This is a genomic window from Bradyrhizobium algeriense, assembly GCF_036924595.1.
In the GTDB taxonomy this organism is placed as follows: domain Bacteria; phylum Pseudomonadota; class Alphaproteobacteria; order Rhizobiales; family Xanthobacteraceae; genus Bradyrhizobium; species Bradyrhizobium algeriense.
The window spans coordinates 5,195,258-5,216,939 of record NZ_JAZHRV010000001.1; the positions used below are offsets into that span (position 1 = coordinate 5,195,258).

Genomic DNA, 21,682 nt, shown 5'->3' on the forward strand with positions numbered 1-21,682 from the left:
CGAACCACTGGCGCGTAGCTCAATTCCCCGCTTGTGAAGCCCTATTGCGGAACAATTTGGACCAGCCTTTTGCCGATGGCAGTCCCACGCATCATGCTGATCAGCGCTGAAGGCGCCTGCTCCAACCCTTGAACGATGTCCTCATGGAAATATATCTCGCCAGCCTGCAGCCACGCGGCTACTCGAGTTTGATACGCAGCAAGCTTATGCACGTGGTCGGAAACCATGAATCCGGTCATTGCGATGCGCTTTGCGAACATCGCCTGCATTCCCTTGATACCGCTTTCGTTGACCGCGTTATACTCGGATATCATTCCGCATATCGGAAAGCGCGCTCCTACATTTGCATGGCGCAGTGCAGCCTCTAGCGTACTTCCGCCCACATTATCGAAGTAGACGTCAATCCCCTTTGGGCACAGTTCGTGCAGCGCTTCATCCATTGCCCGCGTCCTGTAGTTGAACGCCGCGTCGAACCGGCATTTCGTCTGGACGAAGGACACCTTTTCGTCGCTGCCAGCCGAGCCGACCACGCGCGCGCCGGCGCGCTTGGCGAACTGCCCTGCCAACTGACCGACCGCGCCCGCGGCTGATGAGATGTACACGGTGTCGCCGGGTTGCGGTTGACCCAACTCTATCGCGCCTACCCAAGCGGTGAGACCCGGCATGCCTAAAGCGGAAATCGCCAGGGTTGGACGGCCTAGTGCGGGGTCGATCAAGTGGAGGCCCTCCCCACGCGGTAGCACGGTGCGTTCGGCCCAGTCCAGGAAGCCCCACACATAATCTCCTTGGCTGAAACGCGCGTTTCTAGACTGAAGGACGCGACCTACAACGCGCGAAGCTAGAGGCTCGCCAACTTCGAAACTGGGCGCGTACCAGGCTTCTTCGTTCATCCGGCCCCGCAAATAGGGATCCACCGACAACCAGACCGCTTGGACGAGCACGTCTTCGGGTCCACAGGACGGCTCCTCACGATCTTCGATCCGGAAGCAGGATTCATCGACCCATCCTGTCGGGCGCTTGGCAAGCAAGACGTGTGCGTTCGTACGACCCGGTTGCGGCATCTTTTCGCTCCTCGTGGTTTGCGTCGACGATGGTAACGTCCCTGCGTATGGTCCTTGAACGCGTTTGGCTAAGCGTTCGATGATGGGACGTGACCGCCGATAAACGGCGGCGCATACATTGCTTTCGGCGGTCGCATTCGGTCCAATCGGCGAGTACATTTTGCCTTTTGACCCAAGCGATCGATCCTTCGTTGCCGATCCGGGCCTCAATCGACAGATGTCCTTATCGCCGATCAACCTTCGAACCTGGCGCGATCATGTCTGTGCATGACCGTAAGCATCTGCGCGGTGACGCCGGCGCTTTCATCGGAGAGAAAGAACAGCGCCGCGTTGGCGATGGCTGCCGCGGCTGCTCGGCTGCCAGGCGCCATGCGATCATGGTCGAAGAGAGTGTAAGCGTCGGGGCCAAAGCAGGGCGGCGCGCATTGAGGGCCGCAATACACGAGATTTGCTCGAATAGCGCGCGAGGCCACTTCCTCGGCGATGTTTCGCATGAGTCCGACGATGGCTGCTCCGACCGCGTCGTACGCCATCCTTTGCCGGCCCGTCCCAGGGCCATTTATCGAGGCGGTGAAGACGACCGAGCCGCCGTCCCTGAAATTGGATAGCGCTTCGCGGCAACATAGCATCGGGCCACGTACATTCAGATCGAAAATGCGCGTCCATTCCTGCGCATCGAGTTGATGATGCTCGACGTTACCTCCGCTGACAGCATTCAATACTAGCCCATCAAGGCCGCCTCCCAAGGCTTTGCACGCTTCGCGCATCATCCAGCCTACGTCGGCCTCAAAGGCGAGATCGGCTCTTATGGCGTACGCATCTCCTCCATCGCCCTGGATCCGGTCGACAGTCTCCATAGCAGCTCTCTCGTCGGGGTCGGCAATCGCGACCCGCGCGCCTTCGCGGGCAAACAGACGACTCATTGTCGCTTCTGTGGGAGCCGCGGCAAGCGCGACATCGTGCTGCTCGGTTTTGACGACAAGCACGCGGCGACCCTCCAGTCGTCCCGGCCTGGGAGCAGCGCCGTTCGATGGTAGCAAGTTCAACACGCCAACCTCGCTTTCAGGAAACGCAGATCGCCAGACGCAACTCTCCTATCGACGGCCTTGATTGGACGATCGAGGAGCCGGTTGCAACGGCCACGATACGATCTAATTGACGCAATAGTCAATTTATTGTATTCTAGATTTACCGCTCAACCTGCAACGAGCAGAGAAGGTTCTGGATGCTGCCCCCCGCTTTGAAGGGTCGTTTGCGACTCCCCGCCATAGCTTCGCCGATGTTCCTGGTTTCGGGCGTTGACCTAGTAGTCGCGACCAGCCGGGCCGGATTGGTAGGAAGCTTTCCAAGCCTCAATCAGCGCACCTCCGAGGGATGCGAGGCTTGGCTGAAAGATATCCGATCGCGCCTTACGGACGCTGATGCGCCTTGGGCGATACAGTTCGCGGTTCATCACACGCATAAGCGCATGGAGGAAGACATCGCGCTGACCGTTAAGTATCAGGTGCCTATTTTGATCAGCGCCATAGGAATAACGAGAGAGGCGACGGACGCCGTGCACTCATATGGGGGTCTTGTCTTTCACGATGCGATAAATGTACGGCACGCAAAGAAGGCACTCGACGCGAATGTGGATGGGATAATCGCCGTGTGCGCGGGTGCCGGCGGGCATTCGGGCACGTATAATCCATTTGCCTTCATAGGCGAATTGAAACCCCTCTTGGGCGATAAGGCGCTTATCCTGTCCGGCTGTATCGGTAACGGTCATTCCCTTGCGGGAGCGATAGCTGCTGGCGCGGACCTCGGATACCTCGGCACTCGCTTCGTAAACACCAAGGAGAGCATCGCGTCCGAGCGTATGAAGCAGTTGGTGATCGAATCCGACATTCGGGACGTCGTATATTCCTCTGAAATCGATGGTCTCGGGGCCAACTGGCTGAGACAGACGCTTCCGGACAAGCCGGTTGGCAGTGACAAGCCGGGCGCAAGTCTTGCGGAGTTGCTATCTGACCATAAGCGCTGGCGCGATATTCTGAGCGCCGGACAGGGCGTCGGCTCGATAGACGACATTCCGACAGTTGCTGAGTTGGTCGAGAGAACCGAGCATGAGTATTTCTCGGCCGCGGAGCGACTTCAGGTAGACCCCCATAGGCACAACGGAAACGTTCGGATCGCGGGGTCAAGTCTTTCCGATACTTCAGCAGTTGAATTATCGCGGTAGTGGGTGAGCCGCACGATCGCACTCGACGTGAGTTGGAAAAATAAGGAATCGAAAGGGAGAAACGCCATGGATCGACGCACTCTACTCTTGCTTGCGGCGGCTACTGCTCTTGGAGTCAATAGACGTGCGTCGGCTTCGGAGACGCCCGGCGTTACTTCGACCGAAATCAAGATCGGCAATACGGCGCCCTACAGCGGTCCTGCGTCTGCGTTCGGCGTGATCGGCCAGGCACTGAGCGCATACTTCCGGCAGGTAAACGACAACGGAGGCATTTCAGGACGCAAGATAAACTTCATCTCGCTCGATGATGCCTACAGTCCGCCCAAGACGGTCGAGCAAACGCGGCGCCTCGTGGAGAGCGATGAGGTAGCGTTCATACTCAACGGGATCGGCAGTGCTCCGCAGTTGGCCGTTCAGCGGTACATGAATCAACGGAAAGTGCCGCAGTTGTTCGTGGGGGCCGGCGTGGACAAATGGAGCCAACCGGATGCGCTTCCGTGGTCAATTGGGTGGCAGCCTACTTTCCGTACCGAGGCATCAATCTACGCGCGGTATGTTGATGCTGAGAGACCGAACGGACGGGTCGCCATGCTGCACTCATCGGAAGATGCCGGCAAGGATTACGTTGCAGGACTGAGGTCGGTATGGGGAGGCAACTTCGATAAGAAGGTTGTTCGAGTGGCAACGTACGAAACGAGCGACCCCATAGTCGAGAGTCAGATTGTCCGATTGCACGACTCTGGAGCCGATGTTCTAGTGATTACCGCAACGCCCAAATACGTGGCCCAGGCGATCAGAAAGATCTATGAGCTGAACTGGAAGCCGTTGACGTTGATCACCAACACAGGAATTTCCGTTGCGGCTGTGATCAATCCTGTGGGACCCGAGAAGGCAGTAGGCGTCGTTTCTACCGGCTATCTGAAAGACAACGGCGATCCCGCCTGGAAGGATGACCCCGGCATGAACGCATTTCGCAGGTTTATGAAGCAATATATGCCGAATGCAGATTTGGGTGATTCGAACTATGTTTTCGCCTATAGCGTCGCCGAGACCGCGCTGCATGTTCTCAAGCAGTGCGACGGGAATTTTTCGCGTGAGAACATCATGAAGGAGGCAACGAACATTCGCAATTTGGCGCTCTCATGCTTGCTTCCCGGCATTATGGTCAACACCGACTCGAAAAATTTCCGTCCGATACGACAAATGCAACTTCAAAGGTGGACCGGCACGCATTGGGAGCGCTTCGGCGATCTAATCGACGGGTCAGCCACGTGATGACTGAACAATCGCGCTTTTGTAAATGCCAGGAGATTTGCCAGCGCACCTGCCAACTCTCGCGCCTCCTAATGAGTTTAGTGAGTTTTATGATCTCGGCTTCTGCACAAGCAGCTCCGGATACAGCGAAAAAGAGATGGATCAGTTATGACTAATCACGAAGCCTGGAAGCTGTACGAAAAATATCTAAGCGCATGGAATACGACCTCGATTGAGCAGCGCTTGAAAATCGCCAACGAAGTTTTGAGTGAGAACATAGAGTATCAGACCGCTAGACATGATTTGTGCACCGGTCGATCGCAAGTCGTTGAAGATATGGCCACGTTTCATGAGAGATTCCCGGGAGGCCATTTTGAAATAGGCGGTGTCTCTTCGCACCACAATGTGGCTCTATTAACTTGGGTTATCATTCAGGCCGATGGCGAGGAGTTTGCTCGAGGAGGTGACCAAATCACCGTCGATCGCGACGGAAAGATTTCGAAAATTACTACCTTTGCGCCATCTGCAAAAGATCCAAATTGAACTCTAAGAAATTTGCATTTTGAGCTCACTCATGTTGCGTTTTGGGATGATCGATATTCTGCCGCTCATAACGGTCTGGTTGCAGGTTCGAGTCCTGCCGGGCCCACCAGTAAATCAACGGCTTAGCTCCCGTTGCTTTAGTGCTCATCTGAGTCAGCGTACCAGAAACGCGTAGTTCAGTACGACTAAGCTAATGTTCCCATCGCGAACTGACTATGTTTTCTACCTTTACATCGCAGAATCGGCGGCCCTCTCGTGCGAAACGGCCGGACGGCTATTTGCAATCGCATATCGAACTGCCCGCGAACGGTCTTGGCAGCAGACTCTCCAATCCCGGGTTCTATGAGAAAAGCAGGACCACGATCCGCGGGCTGAAGCTTCCCTGATCCGTTCGATGAAAGGGCCCTGTTCTCGCCCTTTCGGCAATCTGCGAGCCGGATCGCGTCACACTTCGAGCTTGCCTCCGCCCTTGAGCTTCAGGGTGTCGCGCGCCTCATCGGGGCTCGCAATGTCGAGACCAAGCCCTTCGATGATCTGGCGGACGAGCCGAACTTGTTCGGCGTTCGAGCTTGCGAGCCGGCCTTTGCCCGCCCAGAGCGAGTCCTCGAGCCCGACGCGGACATTGCCACCCATGGTCGCGGCCATCGCAGCGATCGACAACTGATGGCGTCCGACGCCGAGCACTGACCAGGCGTAATCCCTGCCGAACAAGCGGTCGGCCGTTCGCTTCATGTAAGCGACGTCTTCGGGGTGCGGGCCGATGCCGCCGAGGATACCGAACACGCTTTGCACGAACAGCGGCGGCTCGACGATCCTGCGATCGAGGAAGTGAGCAAGCGTGTAAAGGTGCCCGATGTCGTAGCACTCGATCTCGAAGCGCGTACCATTGCCGGCACAGGTACGCAGGATGTACTCGATATCCTTGAAGGTGTTCTTGAAGACGCGGTCGTTCGATCCTTCGAGATAGGGCCGCTCCCAATCGTGCTTGAATGTCTTGAACCGGTTCAGCATTGGGTAGAGCCCGAAGTTCATCGAGCCCATGTTGAGCGAGGCAATCTCGGGCTTGAAGTGGGCCGCCGGTTGCAGCCGCTCCTCGACGCTCATCGTCGGCGCGCCTCCGGTTGTCAGGTTGATGACAACCCCTGAGCGCTGCTTGACTACGCTGAGGATGGGCGCGAATGCCTCGAGCCGCTGGTCCGGCTTGCCCGTCACGGGATTGCGCGCATGCAGGTGGACGATCGCCGCACCGGCGTCGGCGGCTTCGATCGCCGAATCGGCGATATCCTGGGCCGTTACCGGCAGATGTGGCGACATCGACGGCGTGTGGATCGACCCCGTGACGGCGCAGGTAATGATCGTCTTGCGACTCATGAACATCCTTCCCTGAAAGCTGGTCGCGACGGCGCGGCGTGAAATCAGCGCCCGCCCGACACATCGACCAAGGCACCATGAACATACGCGGCCGCGCTGGAGACCAGCCACATGACGCTGTCTGCGACCTCCTCCGCAGTCCCGGCGCGGCCGAGAGGCACGCCGGGTGCAAGCGCATCAATTGCCGCCCTGCCGCCATGCGCGTCGTGGATCGCCGTGTCGATCAGTCCCGGGCGGACGGCGTTGACGCGAATTCCTTGCGGTCCAAGCTCCTTGGCGAGCGCGAGTGTCAGGCTATCGATCGCACCCTTGCTCGCAGCATAGTGTGCTTCATTCGGCAGCCCACCGTGGCGCGCTGCGACCGACGACATGTTGATGATCGTGCCGCCGTTTCCTCCGCGCCGGCATGACATCCGCAGCGTCGCCTCGCGGCAGCAGAAGAACATGCTGAGGACGTTCGCCGCGAAGACGTCGGCAAGATGTGCCGCGCTCGCCGCCTCAATGGGCGTTGGCGCGCCGATCATGCCCGCATTGTTGACGAGGACATCGGGCGCGCCAAGTTCGCGATCGACCTCTGCGAACAGCCGCGCCGCCTCCTCGGAGCGCGATATGTCTGCGCAAAGCGCGACCGCCCGCCCCCCAGCGGTCAGGATGTCGGCGACGACCGCCTCGGCGGCGGCGGCCGAACGGTGATAATTCACGGCAACTGCGTAGCCGCTGACGGCCGCCTTCCGCGCGATGGCTGCGCCGATGCCCCGGCTCGCTCCCGTCACGATCATAATCCCGGTCATTGTCCAGTTCCGGCTCTACGGCGCGCAAACAGCGCTGTCAGTCGCGCACGCGCGAGCCCAATGACGGCGCGGAAAACAATCGCGGGCAGCGATGGTGAGCGCGCAGCGAGAACCGGACGGGCCGCTGGTTCGGCGCCAGGCGGCTCAGCCGCGAGCAGCGCATCGAGATTTGCCGCGAACTGCGCGGTGATTTCTCTTGCGACCCCATGGATGACACCGCTCGCCCGCCCGTACTGCGCGATCGATCCACTCAGCTCGACGCTGGTGACGAGCGCCACCCGTGTCGTCGCGATTCCGATCTGCGCGAGAGAGACACGCACAGTCGCCTCGGTCCCGCCACGCCCCTTCGAGTCACGCCCCGCGCCGCGGATCATCATGGTCCGCGCCGCAGGGTCCAGCTCCTCGAGGCGTACCTCGCCTCTGAGGGCAAGCTGAACCGGGCAGAGTCGAACTTCCCCGACGCCGCGGAACGTGCGGTCGTCGATGACCTCGGTCAGCCGCACGCCGGGAACGCAAGGCGCTATTGCCGGGACGTCTTGCAGGATCTGCCAGGTCGTATCGGCCGGGCGCTGCACGTCGAAACTATTCTCAAGCCGCATGATCGCTCCTCAGCCGCCAGCAATTTCCAGGAGGCCGCCGCCAGGGCTGGCTGACGGGACAACCTCCCTTACGCAGCGTCCCAACTGGATCGCCTCGATGACGTCCTCAGGCGAGACGGGATGTTTGGAGAAACGGGCACCTTCCCCGCGTAGAGCGTCTTCGAGCGCCGAGATGAGCGCGGCGGCCGCAGGGATGGTGCCGCCTTCTCCGGCGCCCTTGGCGCCTAGCGGGTTGTGTGGACTCGGTGTCTCGATATGGGCAATGTCGATGCGGGGCATTTCGGAGGCGAGCGGCAAGAGGTACTCGCCATAGTTCGAGCTGAGCGGCTGCCCGGTTGGGTCGTAGACCATTTGCTCGAACAGGGCATTGCCGATGCCGTGGACCACGCCGCCGAGAATCTGTCCGTCGACCAGCAGCGGGTTGAGCACGTTGCCGCAATCGTGAGCCACCACATAAGCAACAACGGCGACCGCGCCCGTCGCCGGATCGACCTCAACTTCCGCAATATGGGTGCCGCTCGCGGTCGCCGTCGCGGCAATCGGGGCATAGTCGGTCGCTTCGAGCCCGGGAGCGAAGCCGTCCGGCAACGGGATGCCGGGTGTTCCCGCGAGCCGCGCTGCAAGCAGCGCAAGGTCGAGCCCTGTGTCGGCCGGGCCGGAACGGCGCACGATCCTGCCCTCAGCGATTGTCAGGTCGTCGCTCGCACATTGCAGCAGGCTCGCCGCCAGCCGCAGCGCCTTGGCGCGCACCGCAGCGGCGGCATTGAGCGCGGACGAGCCAGCGGCGACAGCGACGCGGCTGCCATAGGTTCCCATGCCGTACGCGAGCGCGTCGGTATCGGCGGACGTCACCGTAACGAGATCGGGAGAGATGCCCAGCGCATCGGCGCAGATCTGGGCGATGATGGTCGCGTGCCCCTGGCCTTGGCTCGCCGCGCTGGTCACGGCGTGTACACGGCCATTTGGCAGCACCCGCACGCTGACGCCCTCGAACGGGCCGGCGCCTGTATCTTCGACGTAACTGGCAAGACCGATGCCGCGACGCAGGCCTCGCTCGGCCGCAGCCGCACGCCGCGTCGCGAAGTCGGCATACTCGGCGCGGCGCATCGCCTCGGTGAGGCAGGCTTCGAAATCGCCGCTGTCGTAGGTGACTTTAGAACCGTCGCGGTAGGTCATGCCGGTCGCATAGGGGAACTTGTCGCGCGGGATGAAGTTGCGGCGGCGTATCTCGGCGCGGTCGAGCGCCAGCGCATCGGCGACACGATCGACGAGACGTTCGATGACGAAGTTGGCGTACGGGCGACCGGCACCGCGCACCGGAGAGGTTGGCACCATGTTGGTGAAGACGACGTCGAGCGAAAGATCGAGCGCCTCCAGTGCGTAAGGACCCGGGAAAGGCCAGAGCGAGCTGAGCGGAAGCAGCACGCCGTAGGGAACGAAGGCGCCGGCGTCGTGGACGCCTCGCCCGCGGATCGCGATGAGCCGGCCCGCAACGTCCGCAGCGACCTCGACATCCCAGGCCTGCAACCGCTGCTGCGTCGTCGCCTGAAAATGTTCCCGCCGATCCTCGACCCAACGCACCGGCCGGCGTAGCCTCAACGCAGCGAGCGGAATCACGACTTCTTCGGGATAGAACACGGCCTTCGGTCCGAAGCCGCCTCCAACATCCGGCGCGATCACACGAATCCGGCTTTCATCCCAGTCAAGGTGCGCAGCAAGCAGGCGTCGGATCATGTAGGGCGCCTGCGTAGAACTCCACAATGTGATGCCCATGCCATCGGGTGATGGCATGGCGGCGACACCGCGTCCCTCCATACTATGCGCGCCACCCCGCTCCATCTCGATCCGCTCGACCACGCTAAACGCCGCGCCGGCGAAGGCGGCAGCGGCGTCGCCGAAACGCGCTGTCAGCGTGGCGGCGCGATTGTGGTCCGCTCCTCGATGAGCGAGTGCGGCGGCGGAATCGAGCGCGCGCCGACAATCGGTGATGACTGGCAGCGGGTCATAGTCGATCGCGACCAACGCTGCGGCGTCCTCGGCAATGTAACGGTTGTCGGCAACGACCAGCGCGATCGGCTGGCCGACATAGCAGACCTCGTCCGTTGCCAACGGCGCCTGCGTGCGGGGCTGGGTAAGAAGCGGGTGTGGCGCCGCCAGCGGCATCGGCCGTCTGGCGGACGGCCCGAGATCCTCTGCGAGATAGACGGCAAGGACGCCAGGCAAGGCGCGAGCAGCTGACGCGTCGACCGCGCGGATGAGACCGTGTGCAATCGTGCTGCGCACGAAAGCCGTCTCGAGTCCCGCGGGCAGCGCAAGATCGTCGAGGTAGCACCCTTCGCCTTTGAGAAGGCGAGAATCCTCGACGCGTCGTACGGCGGCACCGAGATAGCGTGTTGCCATCGTCAGCTCCGTCCGGAGGCGACGCGCCCGCCCACTGCACGCGCGGCAGCGATCATCGCCTGATAGCCGGTGCAGCGGCAGATATGGCCACTGACGACGTCGCGGATGGTGGCTTCGTCGGGGTCGGGGCTGGCGTCAAGCAGGCCCGTCAGCGAAATCAGAACGCCGGGCGTACAGAATCCACATTGCAGAGCGTGATGCTCGCGAAACTCCTGTTGCAGCGGCGAAAGCCTGCCGTCCTCTCCGGCGAGCCCTTCGATCGTGACGACCTCGCAGCCGTCAGCCTGTACCGCGAACATCAGGCAGGATCGCACCGGCACGCCATCGACGAGGATTGTGCAGGCGCCGCACACGCCATGTTCGCAACCGATATGGGTACCGGTGAGGTCGAGATCGCGGCGCAGGAAGTCCGCAAGCAGCCGACGCGGCTCCACTTTGGCATCGACTTTCCGACCGTTCACCGCCAAAGCGATTGCATGCAGCTCAGACATCGCGGCCTCCACTACCCGCACGCTCGGCGGCTCGCAGGAGCGCCCGCTCGACAAGCACCTCGCCAAGATGGCGCCGATAGGCGCCCGTATAGTAAGCGTCATCGGAAACGTCGACATGCGCGACCGCGTGAGCCGCGCGACGGATTTCGCTAAGCCGTGGTAGTTCGCCAACGAGGAAGTGCTCGGCGTCGCGGAGCCGGAAGGCGGCGCCCCCCATGCCGCCAAGCGCAATCGCAGCCGAGCTGATCCGGCCGTCCTGCCCGATGCGCAAGACCGCCGCCACGGCGACGATGGCAAAATCGCCACGCCGGCGGGCAAATTCGATAAAGGCGTGGCCTTCGTCTGGCTGCACATTCGGCATGCGAATTGCGGTCAGTATTTCGTCCGCCGCCAGCTCCGGCATCATGTAGCCGGCCGGCCAATCGTTCATCGGCACCTTCCGCTCACCTTTCGCTCCGACCACGGTAAGGGTGGCATCGAGAGCCAGCGCGACGAGCGGAATCTCGGCGGCAGGATCGAGGTGACACAAGCTGCCACCGATCGTACCCCGGCTGCGGGTCTGCTGGTGGCCTACGTGTACAAGTGCTTCGGCGAGAAGCGGGCAATGCCGCCGGACCAACGGCGAGGCGAGAAGCTCCGCCTGCCGGGTCATCGCGCCAATGTGGAGCGCGTCGTCGGTCAATTCATGGAAGGCGAGTTGCTCAATCCGGCTGATATCGATCAGGTGGTCGGGACTGATGAAACGCATGTTCAGCATCGGCACAAGCGACTGCCCACCCGCAAGGAGCTTGGCGTCACCCAGCCTGGCGAGAAGCGCGATCGCCTCAGGCATGCTCGCCGGGCGATGATAGGCGAAGGGCGCCGGCTTCATCGCGCGCTGCCTTGCTGCGGAATGATCGGCACCAGCAGGCTCGACGGCGTTTCGGGGCCGCAGTGGATCGTCACACGTTTGCCGAAGATATCGGCTGGGCGATCGCGAGGATCATCGTGCAGGAATGGCCCGCAGCCGCGCATCGGATTAGCAATGTTGGAAAGTTGCCCCGCTGGGCCCGGATACTCGTAATCGCGCCCGCGGATGGTAAGACCGAGGCGATAACCCGCGGGCAGGACAATCGAGGTTGGCCAGATCTCGATGTCGAGGCGATAGATCGTGCCGGGCACGAGCGGCTGGCGTTCGTCGTGGCTATGATAGGGACGCCAGGGCCTGGATCGCGCCGGGTCCAGTTTGCGGTGCGAGGCGCGCAGCCAGCCCTGCGCGACGGGTGTGTGCGGATCAAGCGCGCCTTGAAAGACGATCTCGCGCAAGTCCGGCGCGAAAGCCCTGACAATCACGAACAGGTCGGCGTCGATAGTTTCCGAAGATACGTAGAGCGTGGCCGCGAGCGGGCCGGTGATTTCCACTGGCTTCTCGGCATGCGGCAGCAGGAAGGTCACGCCATCGCCGAACCCCTCATAGCTGACACGCGTTGTTTTGGCCGGAACAGTGTCGCGGAGCGTCAACGCGTCGGCATTGAGGTAGAGTTGGGTCCAGCGCGTGTTGCCTAGCGGCCAACTATCCTCGGCACGCTCGAGGAAGCTGTCAACATGTCGGATCTGCAGTCTGACCGGCGGCTCGCGATCCCAGCCATTGTCCAAGCCCTTGAGGAAATGATCGAAAAAGCGCTTCTGCAGTGAAATGCCGTAGTCCGTATAGAACTCGGTCCAATGCTCGCGGCCATGAATTTCAAGCCATTTTTGCGTCGAGGCCGCGTGGAGGAAACCTTCGACGTTGCCGCGCAGGTGCAGTCCGGCACCACCCCAATTCGCGGCGCTGAGCAGGGGGATATCGATGTTCTCGAACTGCGCCGAGCGCACGCGGAAATAGCCATCGTCGTGAGGGTGCGCAAAAAAGTCGGCACCGAGGTCACACCGAGATTTGGCGAGCTCCGCTTCGCCGAGAGTCTGCGGTCCGCACACGAGCTCGCCGGTGGCGCGGCTGCGCGGACCCCGCGCACCGAGCCCATGCTGCACCGATGTGACCTGCTTGCGATACCAGTTGGCGACGAAGGTCGAATAGATGCCACCATGATGGCTGACATCGCGATAGAAATCGGCTGCGCCTTCCCATACGCAGATTGCTGCCAGGTGAGGTGATTTGAGGCAAGCCACCTGCCACTGGTTCATACCGTAGTAGGAGATGCCGTTGAGGCCGACCTTACCGTTGGACCAGTTTTGTGCGGCCGCCCATTCGATGGAACCGTAAAGGTCGGCTGTCTCGCGCGGCGACCACGGTTCGAGAAACCCTGGCGAGCGCCCAGCGCCCCGCCCGTCGACGCGCACGCAGACATAGTCATGTGGTACCCATTTTTCCGGATCAACCACCTCCCATGCCTGATAAAGCCCGCTTGAGCCGCGCTCGACTTCCGGGAATTGCATCACCATGCTCTCCCACGCAGTCGGATAGCCTTCCTGGAAGGAGAGGCCTTTGGCGTAGGGACCATAGCTGAGGACCACCGGAAACTTGCCGGCTTTTGCCGGACGAAATACGTCGGCGCGCAGCACAGCACCATCGTCCATTTCAAGCGGCACATCCCAGTCGATCGTCATGCTTGCCCCTAATCCGGGCGCGCGATCGAGAATCTGTGCGGTTTGGTCCTGCGGCATCATGGCTTCGCTCCGATGAATTCGACCGGAGCGCGGCGCCCCGCGCAGTGAGGGCTATCGGAATGACAGTGACCGCAGGAAATACTATCTCGGCATGAAAGGCATATCCGTCATGGTGCAACCCGACACAGCTTCCACTCGCCGGCGGCGACGCGCTCGGTGGCGACGTCGCGCAAGAGCGACTTCATGCGTTCTCCTGCCGTCGAAAGCGGTTGTTCACGGGCCTGGATCAAGGTCCACGACACTTCGACACCCTCGATCGGCGCGAGGCAGACACGGCCCTCGCGAAGACGACGATAGGCCGAACAAAACGGCAAGGTGGCGAAGCCCGCCCCCTGCTCGACCAGGCCGAGGAGAAGATGGGGCGTAGTGCCTTCCAGCTTGACATCGAGCGGCAGCTTGCGCTGGGCGAGCGCAGTTTCGATGATGAGCCGCAAGCTGTTCGGTCGGCTCGGCGTCATCAGCGGATGGCGCGCCACCTCCTCGAGCCCGACAGGCTTGTCGGGATCGAGACCCGCACCCTTGGGACCGATCAGGCAAAGGGCTTCGTGCAAGAAGGGGGCGGTATCAAGGGTTGCGAGCGGCTCGATATTGGTGACGATCGCGAGATCCGCCCTTCCGAGTTCGACCATCGACCATGCGTTTAGGATACCGCTGATTCCTTCGATCACCCTGAGCTGAACGTTCGGATAACGTTCACGATAGGACGTGACCGCAGGCAGGGTCACAAGATCGAACATCGAAGGCGGCATAGCGACAGTCAACTCGCCGCTGGGCTCGTTGAATTCGTCCCGTACCTCCTGCCGCACCCGCTCAAAATGGCGCAGGAGTGCAACCGCGCGATCACGCAGAAGGCGTCCAGCGTCGGTCAGGACAACGCCCCGATCGGAGCGCTGAAACAAGGTGACGCCGAGCTCATCCTCGAGCTGGCGGATTTGGCGCGAGAGGGCCGGTTGCGCGATATGCAGAAAGGAGGCCGCGCGCGTGACGCTGCCGATCTCCGCGATCTGAAGGAAGAAGCGCAACTGCCTTACGTTCATCGCACGTTCCATGCTCGAGCGCACCATATGGGCGCGGAGGCTGAGCCTAACAGGAGCGAACTAGAACGGCGATAGAGAGGATGGGCTCACGCAACGTCGAGGACCACATTTCCGATCAGTTCACCGCCTTCGACGAGGTCATGCGCTTCGCCTATCCGCGCCAGCGGCAGCCGGCGCGCGATGGTATGTTTGAGACGGTTCGCGGCAAGGTGATCGGTCAGTTCGGCGAGGACGGCCGATCGGTCTTCTGCCGTGATCTCGTAGATGAAGATGAAGCGCAGGAGAATGCTGTTCTGCATCATCCAGAGGCTGGGCAGCGTGGCCTCGCTCCCCGACATACCGTAAACCACGACCCTTGCGAATGGGCGCAGCGCGCCAGGGTAATATTTGGCGTTGCGGGTCAAGTCCATCTCGACGACGGCATCAACGCCCCGCCCCTCAGTAAGCGATTTCACGCGCTCCACGACATCCTCATCGCGGTAGTTGATGGTCGCGTCCGCGCCAGCGGTCGAGGCATGCGCTGCCTTTTCAGCTCCGCTGACGGTCGTCAGAACGCGGGCGCCCCGCAATTTGGCGAACTGGATCGCGTAGTGCCCGACCGCGCCGGCGCCGCCGGCGATGAGAACGCTCGACCCCGGACCGACAGCAGCGACACAAACAGCGTGCAGCGCGGTCAGGGCCGGAATGCCAAGGCAAGCACCAGCGTCGTCAGCCGTCGTCTCGGGAAGAACGACAGCCTGATCGCTCGGCAAGGTAATATATTCGGCGGCGGTGCCGAATGCGCGCTTCCACTGCCCGTTCCAGATCCAGACCCGCTCGCCGATCCGGCTCGCCGCGACGCCCGGCCCCACGGCATTGACCACTCCTGCACCATCGCTGTGCGGGACAATCAGCGGCGCCACGAGACCTCGACCGAAGCCGCCTTTGCGCACCTTCCAGTCCGACGGATTGACACCCGAGGTGCGCAGCCTGACCCGAACTTCGCCGGCTCCTGGCTCCGGGGTGGGCAGCTCGCCAATCTGGAACACCTCCCGAGCGGGGCCCTGTCGATCATAGAATGCGGCGCGCATCGATACCTCCGTTCGACCCGACACTTGAGAACCCGTCAGCGCTGAGGCGAAGGGCCACGTCGAGCCTGTGGTTCTCTGCGGGAAATTGCCGCTCCCGTGAGCCTTTCGGCAAATGCTCTCTTGGCATGCCCGTCATACGCGTCAGCGTGGGCCGGTCGACCGCTCCTGCGCGCCAAGCTCGTATGCCCATCATGCCGAGACAGTATTTCCTGGCCTTGCTTGCGACCCGCTATCCCTTCGGACACGAAAGCCGAAAAGGCCGGAGCTGAGGGAGGTATCCATGGAGCAGATTTCGCCTGCGGAAGGATCGTTGACGTCCTGGACGTCATGGAGCTGGGTCCGCGAGATCACGCCGTATCAATGGCGCGTCTTTTTGGTCGTCTGGCTCGGCTGGGTGCTGGATTCGACGGATTTTGGACTGTTCTCCTATGTGCTCCGGCCCGCGCTGACCGAACTGCTTGGTGCGCAGGCAAGCCTTGCGGAGATCGGCCGGCTCGGCGGGTTGCTCAGCATGGTCGGCCTGCTCGGCTGGGCCTTCGGCGGTTTTGTGTTCGGCGTTGTGGCCGATTACATCGGTCGGGTTCGGACGCTTGCGTTAAGCATCCTGATCTTCAGCGCCTTTACCGGGCTGCAAGGTATTGCGCAGTCGCCATTCGAACTCGGCATATACAGATTCATGGCCGGAGTGGGCGCCGGTGCCGAAATCATCGTCGGCATTCCGCTCCTGATCGAAGCATTCGCGCATCAGCATCGTGCCAAGGTCGCCGGCATCATGATGACGGGCGGCGCCTTCGGCAGCCTGCTCGGCGCCTCAGTCTACGGCCAGCTCGCACCGTTCGGCTGGCGCTACGTCTTCTTCGCGGGCGTCGCGCCGGCGGTTCTGCTGTTCCTGTTCCGCCGTGGCATGGTGGAGCCGGAGCCATTCAAAGCCGTCAAGGCGCGCCGGGCCGCCGCCCGCGCGGCGGGTGACGCGACCGCGCCAGAGGACCGCAAATTCCTGCAATTCGTACCCTTGCAGCTGTTCAGCCGCGAATTGCGCTTCAACACAATGGTCGGCCTGCTCTTTTGCCTCGGGACACTGCTCTCGATCTGGACCAGCCTGATCTGGTTGCCGACCATCCAGAGCCTGATGCTCGAGCGCGAGGGCGTCACCGGGGCCGATGCCATTCGCCGCGTGACCTCGGGCATGCAGCTCTGGGGCATCGGCGGCATCCTGGGCTACGCGAGTTTCGGTTTTATCGCCGACGCGATCGGACGCCGCGCGACGGTTGCCCTCTACAATGTCGGCACGCTGGCGGTCGGGCTCTACCTCTACTTTGTGGTCGACAGCTATTCCGTCTACCCGTACCTGCTCTTCGTCTTCGGCTACTTCGTATGGGGCGTTTTCTCGGGCCATGCCATTTACCTGCCGGAGCTCTTTCCAACGCACGTGCGCGCCACTGCCGTGTCGTTCTGCAATGGCACGGGTCGTATCATCACGAGCTTCGGCCCGCTGGTTGCCGGGCTCCTCGTTGCGCCCTTCGGCGGCAATTTCGGCACGGCCGCGGGCGTCATGACCTGCTTTGCTCTGCTCAGCATCCTCGCGGTTGCGATCGGGAGGGAGACGAGAGACGAAGCGCTACCGCAGTAGAGCCGGATCTGCACGGTCTCGGATTTTGCTCGAAGGGTGGCGTCCACGAACGCCACCCTTCCCCCCTCGGCTCAAGTTGACGCGGATCGAGCACGCGATCTGAACTCAACCTTCCCCGGGCGTGATCACGTCGCCGACCAGCAGGCTCAACCTTGGGGCCGGATTTGCCTTGAGCTACGCGATGAAAGCTCGAGCGCCCCACCGCACCAGTTTCGCACCAGAAACGAACCCAACGAACCGCAACAAACGCGATCGAATCGCGACGAAAACGCAGCAAAATCAACAAAGCTCGTCGATATCCTCCCGCTCATGACGGTCTGGTCGAGGGTACCATCCAGCTTTCGAAACGAATTCAGAAGAACCATCCCTACCGAGCCTGCCCGCGTGGCCCGCGAGCAGCACTGATTTATTTCTCGCTCCTTCGATAGATCGTCCAAGCCCTGATTAGCGCCATGGCAAATCGGGGCCACGATGCGGGCTGGAGGTTGGCGCCCTTCCTCTGACTCAGCATCCCCCTCCAACCTCGGCAATCTTTTCGTTTCTGCGCTAGGGACGCCAAATGCCGCCGGAGATGAAAATAGTCTTCCTTGCGGCAGGTTTTCTCCATCTGATGTTGCTGCAAGATCGCTGGATAGAGCGCCAATCACTTCTCTTAGATGCAAGCCGATGCCAAACGCACACATTGCGAGAGAGGTGCACACATCGTTGGATGAGCGTCCCACTAGATGGGGCGGCGTCGACGGAGGTGATTGGGACCATGGCAACGCAGAGGCTGACCTTTCGCTGCAATGGAGTGCGAGAGGGCTTGTATTTTGACCCGCCCGAGGCGTCCATCGATCATTCCGGTGGGCTGCTGGCCTCGGCGTATGCAGGCCGAACTGGCCGCAGGATATTGCGGTGAGACGACCGTAGACGACTTCCTCAAACGGGTCGGAAAGGATTATCCTCTGCCTCGTGTGGCAGAAGGGCGTAGACGGCTATGGTTGATCGACGATCTGGATGCGGCGATAGCGCCAAGCATAGTGCAAAACGATCTCGCCGAGGATTTGTGACTGTGACTGTGCCATTGCCCCGCCACGTCATTCCCAAACAGCTCGCGGGCGGCGAAACGGCTTACTACTATAATGTGCCGACAAAGTACCGAAAGCTAAAGTGCCCAGTCGAGAACGAGCCGCTTGGCACCGACTTCGGCGTGATGACGAAGCGCGCAGGTGTACTGAACGGCCAGTTCGATGAATGGGACACGCAGCGCAAGGGGCTTCCGATCAGCGCGCCCAATATACCGAAGTACGGCACGGTTGATTGGCTGTTCCGAGAGTACAAGATCAGCAGGGCCTATCTCGATAAGGTCGCGGTGCGTTCGCGCGATGATTATGAATGGGCGATGGATCAGGTCTGCAACACACTCACCAGGAAAGGGGATCGCGTCGGTGACCGCCTTGTCAAAGCGATCACGCCACGCGCCGCTGACAAGCTCTACGACAAGTTCATCGAGCGCGAAGACGGTGAGCGCCTGAGGACGGGCGAAAAGCTGGTCGTGCTCTGCCGCAAAGCCTGGCGTGTGGTCCGTCGCCTCTTCCCAGACGAATTTCCGAAGGACGTTCCGAACCCATGGGTCGGCGTCACAATGAAGACGCGCGTGAAAAAGAAAAAGCCGGCCGTGACGCGAGACGAGGTCTACACATTTGCCCATGGCTGCATCGAGCACGGCGAGATCGAGGCGGCGGCGGTCGCCGTCATTTGTTTCGAGTGGCTGCAGCGCCCAGAAAACGTCATCGCCGGACATATCAAATGGAGCGGCTACCGTACCGGTCCCAAGCCCACGATCCGCATCGAGCATCACAAGACCGGTGAGATCGTCGACCATCCGCTCGAAGATGGCGACGTCAAGTTTTATGAGGAAGCTGAGGAGGTACTGTCGCAGTTGAAGCGTCTCGGCACCCCAATGATCCTGTACGAACTCGAGGAAGGTAAGGCCAAGCCGTTCAGTTTCAGCACGATGCAACACAAGGTGCAGCGCATGCGCGCGAAGCTAGGATTGCCGTCGCACTTTACCTTCGACGCCTGCCGGCACGGCGGCATGACTGAGCTGGAGGAGGCAGAGCTGACCGACGGACAGGGCCGTGCGCTGTCGGCGCACCGGACGCGGCAGAGCTACATCGGCTACGCGAAGCGCACTGAGAAGCGCGTCCTGGCAGCAACCCGCAAGAGGCACGCGCACAGGCTGGCGAACGAAATGGCGACAGACGTTCAGAATGAGCAGCAGCCAGCCGTTCAGAATGAACCCCCAGAACAAAGTGCGATTGCTGAGCAATATCAACTGGCTGGGGCGGGAGGGATCGAACCTCCGAATGGCGGAATCAAAATCCGCTGCCTTACCGCTTGGCTACGCCCCAACAGTCCGGGCCGGAACATGGGATCGACCAGCGCGACCTGTTCCGGCACCGCCGGTCTATAGAGGGAGCAACGCTATTTCAACAGGCTGCGGGGCCGAATTTCACCCCAAAATCGGGCCCCGTCGATCTACCCTTATATAAAGGGTCATTGCTTTGGGTGCGCCGGGCCGGTTTTCCCGCCCCCGGGCGGGGCGAATACCGCCTAGCGGAGAGTTGAGAGAACCCCGGTTTCGTGGGAAGACGGCGGCAGCCATTAGCCAAAAAGCGAGATTATCGTCATGACTTACCGCGCGCCGATCTCCGACATCCTGCTCGCCCTCAACCACGGCGCAGGCCTGCAGGCGGCCGTGAAGGCCGGTCATTACGGCGATTTCGACGGCGACATCACCGCGGCCGTGCTGGAGGAAGCCGGCAAATTCGCCGGCGACGTGCTGGCGCCGCTGAACAAAGTGGGCGACGAACACGGCATCAAGCTCGCCGACGACAAGGTGACGACCGCGCCCGGCTGGCCGGACGCCTATCAGCGCTGGATCGCCGGCGGATGGAACGCGGTGTCGGGCCCGGAAGCCTTTGGCGGCCAGGGCCTGCCGATGGCGATCAATGCCGCCTGCACCGAAATCTGGAGCGCGTCGAACATCGCCTTCGGCCTCTGCCCGCTGCTGACGCTCTCCGCCATCGAGGCGCTCGACGCCCATGGCAGCGAGGAGCTGAAGCAGATCTATCTGGAGAAACTCGTCTCCGGCGAATGGACCGGCACCATGCAGCTCACCGAGCCGCAGGCCGGCTCCGATGTCGGCGCGCTGCGTACCCGCGCCGAGCGCGCTGGTGATGGTACCTACCGCATCAAGGGCACCAAGATCTTCATCACTTATGGCGACCACGACATGACCGATAACATCGTGCATTTCGTTCTCGCCCGCCTGCCCGATGCGCCCGCGGGCACCAAGGGGATTTCGCTGTTCCTGATTCCGAAATTCATGGTCAACGCCGACGGCTCGCTGGGCGCGCGCAACGACATCTATCCGTCCGGCGTCGAGCACAAGCTCGGCATGCACGCCTCCCCCACCTGCACCATGACGATGGGCGATCACGGCGGCGCCGTCGGTTACCTGATCGGCGAGGAAAATCGCGGCATGCTCTGCATGTTCACGATGATGAACCAGGCCCGCCTCGGCGTCGGCCTCGAAGGCGTCGGCATTGCCGACCGCGCCTATCAGCAGGCGCTGGCCTTTGCGCAGGAGCGCAAGCAGGGCCGCGCCGTCGGCAAGAAGGGCGACGGGCTCGACCCGATCATCGTGCATCCCGACGTCAAGCGCATGCTGTTGCAGATGCGCAGCCTGACGGCCGCCGCCCGCTCGATCTGCTACGCCACGGCGGTGGCGCTCGACATTTCCACGCGCGCCACGGATGCCAGGGTGCGGGCCGAGGCCGCCGCGCGCGGCGCGCTGCTGACGCCGATTGCAAAAGCCTTCTCCACCGACATCGGCAACGAGGTGACGTATCTCGGCGTGCAGATCCACGGCGGCATGGGTTTTATCGAGGAGACCGGCGCCGCGCAGCATTATCGCGACGCGCGCATCACCTCGATCTACGAGGGCACCAACGGCATTCAGTCGATCGACCTCGTCACGCGCAAACTCGCTGCGAACGACGGCGCATCGGTCTGGGCCCTGCTCGATGAACTCAGCGGCATCGTCAAGCAGGTCGAGGCCACGAACGATCCCGCCTTCGGGACCACAGGCGCGAAACTGCGCGATGCACTCGGCTCGCTGGAGCGCGCCAGCAAGTGGCTGTTGGAACGCGTGGCGTCCGCGCCGAACGACGCGCTCGCCGGCGCCACGCCATATCTGCGCCTGTTCGGCTCGACGCTCGGCGGCTGCATGCTGGCCGGCGAAGCGCTGGCCGCGAAGGGCAACGGCGAAGCCGGCGGCGATCCGCAGCGCTACGTGACGGTGGCGCGGTTTTTTGCCGAGAACGTCACCGTGCAAGCGGGATCGCTGGAGAAGACGGTCACCGACAGCGCGGAAGCCGTGAACGGCGCGGATGCGGTGTTGCTGGGCTAAGTGACGCAGTCGCGTGAATGTGCATGCGTCGCAAAATGACACAGCAAGTTCCATGCTGCCCGCGTTGTATTGAAGCAACACTTTCAAAAAATTAGATGATCCCGTAGCT

Annotated in this window: 17 protein-coding genes and 1 tRNA gene; 5 read left to right on the forward strand and 13 right to left on the reverse strand. The window is 61.8% G+C overall.

Going from position 1 to position 21,682, the window contains the following annotated elements; translation table 11 throughout:
• Positions 1 to 41 precede the first annotated feature (41 nt).
• A complete protein-coding gene (locus V1286_RS25125) occupies positions 42 to 1,061 on the reverse strand; it encodes an NADP-dependent oxidoreductase (RefSeq protein WP_334483983.1) in 1,020 nt (339 codons plus the stop codon).
• 233 nt (positions 1,062 to 1,294) lie between these two features.
• On the reverse strand, positions 1,295 to 2,047 hold the full coding sequence (locus V1286_RS25130; protein ID WP_334483986.1) for an SDR family NAD(P)-dependent oxidoreductase: 753 nt from the start codon (positions 2,045 to 2,047) through the stop codon (positions 1,295 to 1,297).
• A gap of 293 nt (positions 2,048 to 2,340) precedes the next feature.
• Between V1286_RS25130 and V1286_RS25135 the strand changes: the two genes are divergently transcribed.
• From V1286_RS25135 to V1286_RS25145, 3 genes are all read left to right on the forward strand, one after another.
• The gene (locus tag V1286_RS25135; RefSeq protein ID WP_334489879.1) at positions 2,341 to 3,282 is read left to right on the forward strand and encodes an NAD(P)H-dependent flavin oxidoreductase; all 942 of its coding nucleotides are present in this window, start codon (positions 2,341 to 2,343) and stop codon (positions 3,280 to 3,282) included.
• Positions 3,283 to 3,348: 66 nt separating this feature from the next.
• Complete coding sequence (locus V1286_RS25140; RefSeq protein WP_334483988.1) at positions 3,349 to 4,557, forward strand: ABC transporter substrate-binding protein; 1,209 nt, start codon at positions 3,349 to 3,351, stop codon at positions 4,555 to 4,557.
• 147 nt (positions 4,558 to 4,704) lie between these two features.
• Positions 4,705 to 5,079, forward strand: a complete 375-nt coding sequence (locus V1286_RS25145; RefSeq protein ID WP_334483990.1) for a nuclear transport factor 2 family protein — start codon at positions 4,705 to 4,707, stop codon at positions 5,077 to 5,079.
• A 444-nt stretch (positions 5,080 to 5,523) separates the two neighbouring features.
• On the opposite strand, the gene kce is transcribed toward V1286_RS25145, so the two are convergent.
• From kce to V1286_RS25190, 9 genes are all read right to left on the reverse strand, one after another.
• Entirely contained in the window at positions 5,524 to 6,456 is a 933-nt protein-coding gene (kce, locus tag V1286_RS25150; protein WP_334483993.1) for a 3,5-dioxohexanoate:acetyl-CoA acetone transferase, read from the reverse strand.
• A 38-nt stretch (positions 6,457 to 6,494) separates the two neighbouring features.
• Complete coding sequence (locus tag V1286_RS25155) at positions 6,495 to 7,241, reverse strand: SDR family oxidoreductase (RefSeq protein ID WP_334483996.1); 747 nt, start codon at positions 7,239 to 7,241, stop codon at positions 6,495 to 6,497.
• Positions 7,238 to 7,840 (reverse strand): SRPBCC family protein, encoded by a 603-nt coding sequence (locus V1286_RS25160; RefSeq protein WP_334483998.1) that lies wholly within the window; start codon positions 7,838 to 7,840, stop codon positions 7,238 to 7,240. The genes V1286_RS25155 and V1286_RS25160 overlap by 4 nt, the downstream gene beginning before the upstream one ends.
• Positions 7,841 to 7,849: 9 nt before the next feature.
• The gene (locus tag V1286_RS25165; protein WP_334484001.1) at positions 7,850 to 10,240 is read right to left on the reverse strand and encodes a xanthine dehydrogenase family protein molybdopterin-binding subunit; all 2,391 of its coding nucleotides are present in this window, start codon (positions 10,238 to 10,240) and stop codon (positions 7,850 to 7,852) included.
• Positions 10,241 to 10,242: 2 nt separating this feature from the next.
• Entirely contained in the window at positions 10,243 to 10,731 is a 489-nt protein-coding gene (locus V1286_RS25170) for a (2Fe-2S)-binding protein (protein ID WP_334484004.1), read from the reverse strand.
• Positions 10,724 to 11,602 (reverse strand): FAD binding domain-containing protein, encoded by an 879-nt coding sequence (locus V1286_RS25175; protein ID WP_334484007.1) that lies wholly within the window; start codon positions 11,600 to 11,602, stop codon positions 10,724 to 10,726. Before V1286_RS25175 ends, V1286_RS25170 begins: the two co-directional genes overlap by 8 nt.
• Entirely contained in the window at positions 11,599 to 13,377 is a 1,779-nt protein-coding gene (locus tag V1286_RS25180) for a CocE/NonD family hydrolase (protein WP_334484010.1), read from the reverse strand. The genes V1286_RS25175 and V1286_RS25180 overlap by 4 nt, the downstream gene beginning before the upstream one ends.
• Before the next feature lie 107 nt (positions 13,378 to 13,484).
• The gene (locus V1286_RS25185; RefSeq protein ID WP_334484012.1) at positions 13,485 to 14,414 is read right to left on the reverse strand and encodes a LysR family transcriptional regulator; all 930 of its coding nucleotides are present in this window, start codon (positions 14,412 to 14,414) and stop codon (positions 13,485 to 13,487) included.
• Positions 14,415 to 14,500: 86 nt separating this feature from the next.
• The gene (locus V1286_RS25190; protein WP_334484015.1) at positions 14,501 to 15,484 is read right to left on the reverse strand and encodes an NADPH:quinone reductase; all 984 of its coding nucleotides are present in this window, start codon (positions 15,482 to 15,484) and stop codon (positions 14,501 to 14,503) included.
• Positions 15,485 to 15,764: 280 nt separating this feature from the next.
• Between V1286_RS25190 and V1286_RS25195 the strand changes: the two genes are divergently transcribed.
• Positions 15,765 to 17,114, forward strand: coding sequence for an MFS transporter (locus V1286_RS25195; RefSeq protein ID WP_334484018.1), 1,350 nt, complete (start codon positions 15,765 to 15,767; stop codon positions 17,112 to 17,114).
• A 1,147-nt stretch (positions 17,115 to 18,261) separates the two neighbouring features.
• Here V1286_RS25195 and V1286_RS25200 read toward each other — a convergent pair.
• Positions 18,262 to 19,119: a hypothetical protein gene (locus V1286_RS25200; RefSeq protein ID WP_334484021.1), complete on the reverse strand. Its 858-nt coding sequence runs from the start codon at positions 19,117 to 19,119 to the stop codon at positions 18,262 to 18,264.
• A 316-nt stretch (positions 19,120 to 19,435) separates the two neighbouring features.
• Positions 19,436 to 19,510, reverse strand: a tRNA-Gln gene (locus V1286_RS25205).
• A gap of 278 nt (positions 19,511 to 19,788) precedes the next feature.
• Here V1286_RS25205 and V1286_RS25210 point away from each other — a divergent pair.
• Complete coding sequence (locus V1286_RS25210; protein WP_334484023.1) at positions 19,789 to 21,573, forward strand: acyl-CoA dehydrogenase; 1,785 nt, start codon at positions 19,789 to 19,791, stop codon at positions 21,571 to 21,573.
• The last annotated feature ends 109 nt before the right edge of the window (positions 21,574 to 21,682 follow it).

Coding starts and splice junctions, on each gene's coding strand:
- V1286_RS25155 (WP_334483996.1), bottom strand. CDS start 7,241: ATGACCGGGATTATGATCGTGACGGGAGCGAGCCGGGGCATCGGCGCA.
- V1286_RS25165 (WP_334484001.1), bottom strand. CDS start 10,240: ATGGCAACACGCTATCTCGGTGCCGCCGTACGACGCGTCGAGGATTCT.
- V1286_RS25170 (WP_334484004.1), bottom strand. CDS start 10,731: ATGTCTGAGCTGCATGCAATCGCTTTGGCGGTGAACGGTCGGAAAGTC.
- V1286_RS25145 (WP_334483990.1), top strand. CDS start 4,705: ATGACTAATCACGAAGCCTGGAAGCTGTACGAAAAATATCTAAGCGCA.
- V1286_RS25195 (WP_334484018.1), top strand. CDS start 15,765: ATGGAGCAGATTTCGCCTGCGGAAGGATCGTTGACGTCCTGGACGTCA.
- V1286_RS25210 (WP_334484023.1), top strand. CDS start 19,789: ATGACTTACCGCGCGCCGATCTCCGACATCCTGCTCGCCCTCAACCAC.
- V1286_RS25160 (WP_334483998.1), bottom strand. CDS start 7,840: ATGCGGCTTGAGAATAGTTTCGACGTGCAGCGCCCGGCCGATACGACC.
- V1286_RS25125 (WP_334483983.1), bottom strand. CDS start 1,061: ATGCCGCAACCGGGTCGTACGAACGCACACGTCTTGCTTGCCAAGCGC.
- V1286_RS25185 (WP_334484012.1), bottom strand. CDS start 14,414: ATGAACGTAAGGCAGTTGCGCTTCTTCCTTCAGATCGCGGAGATCGGC.
- V1286_RS25140 (WP_334483988.1), top strand. CDS start 3,349: ATGGATCGACGCACTCTACTCTTGCTTGCGGCGGCTACTGCTCTTGGA.
- V1286_RS25180 (WP_334484010.1), bottom strand. CDS start 13,377: ATGATGCCGCAGGACCAAACCGCACAGATTCTCGATCGCGCGCCCGGA.
- V1286_RS25190 (WP_334484015.1), bottom strand. CDS start 15,484: ATGCGCGCCGCATTCTATGATCGACAGGGCCCCGCTCGGGAGGTGTTC.
- V1286_RS25175 (WP_334484007.1), bottom strand. CDS start 11,602: ATGAAGCCGGCGCCCTTCGCCTATCATCGCCCGGCGAGCATGCCTGAG.
- V1286_RS25135 (WP_334489879.1), top strand. CDS start 2,341: ATGTTCCTGGTTTCGGGCGTTGACCTAGTAGTCGCGACCAGCCGGGCC.
- kce (WP_334483993.1), bottom strand. CDS start 6,456: ATGTTCATGAGTCGCAAGACGATCATTACCTGCGCCGTCACGGGGTCG.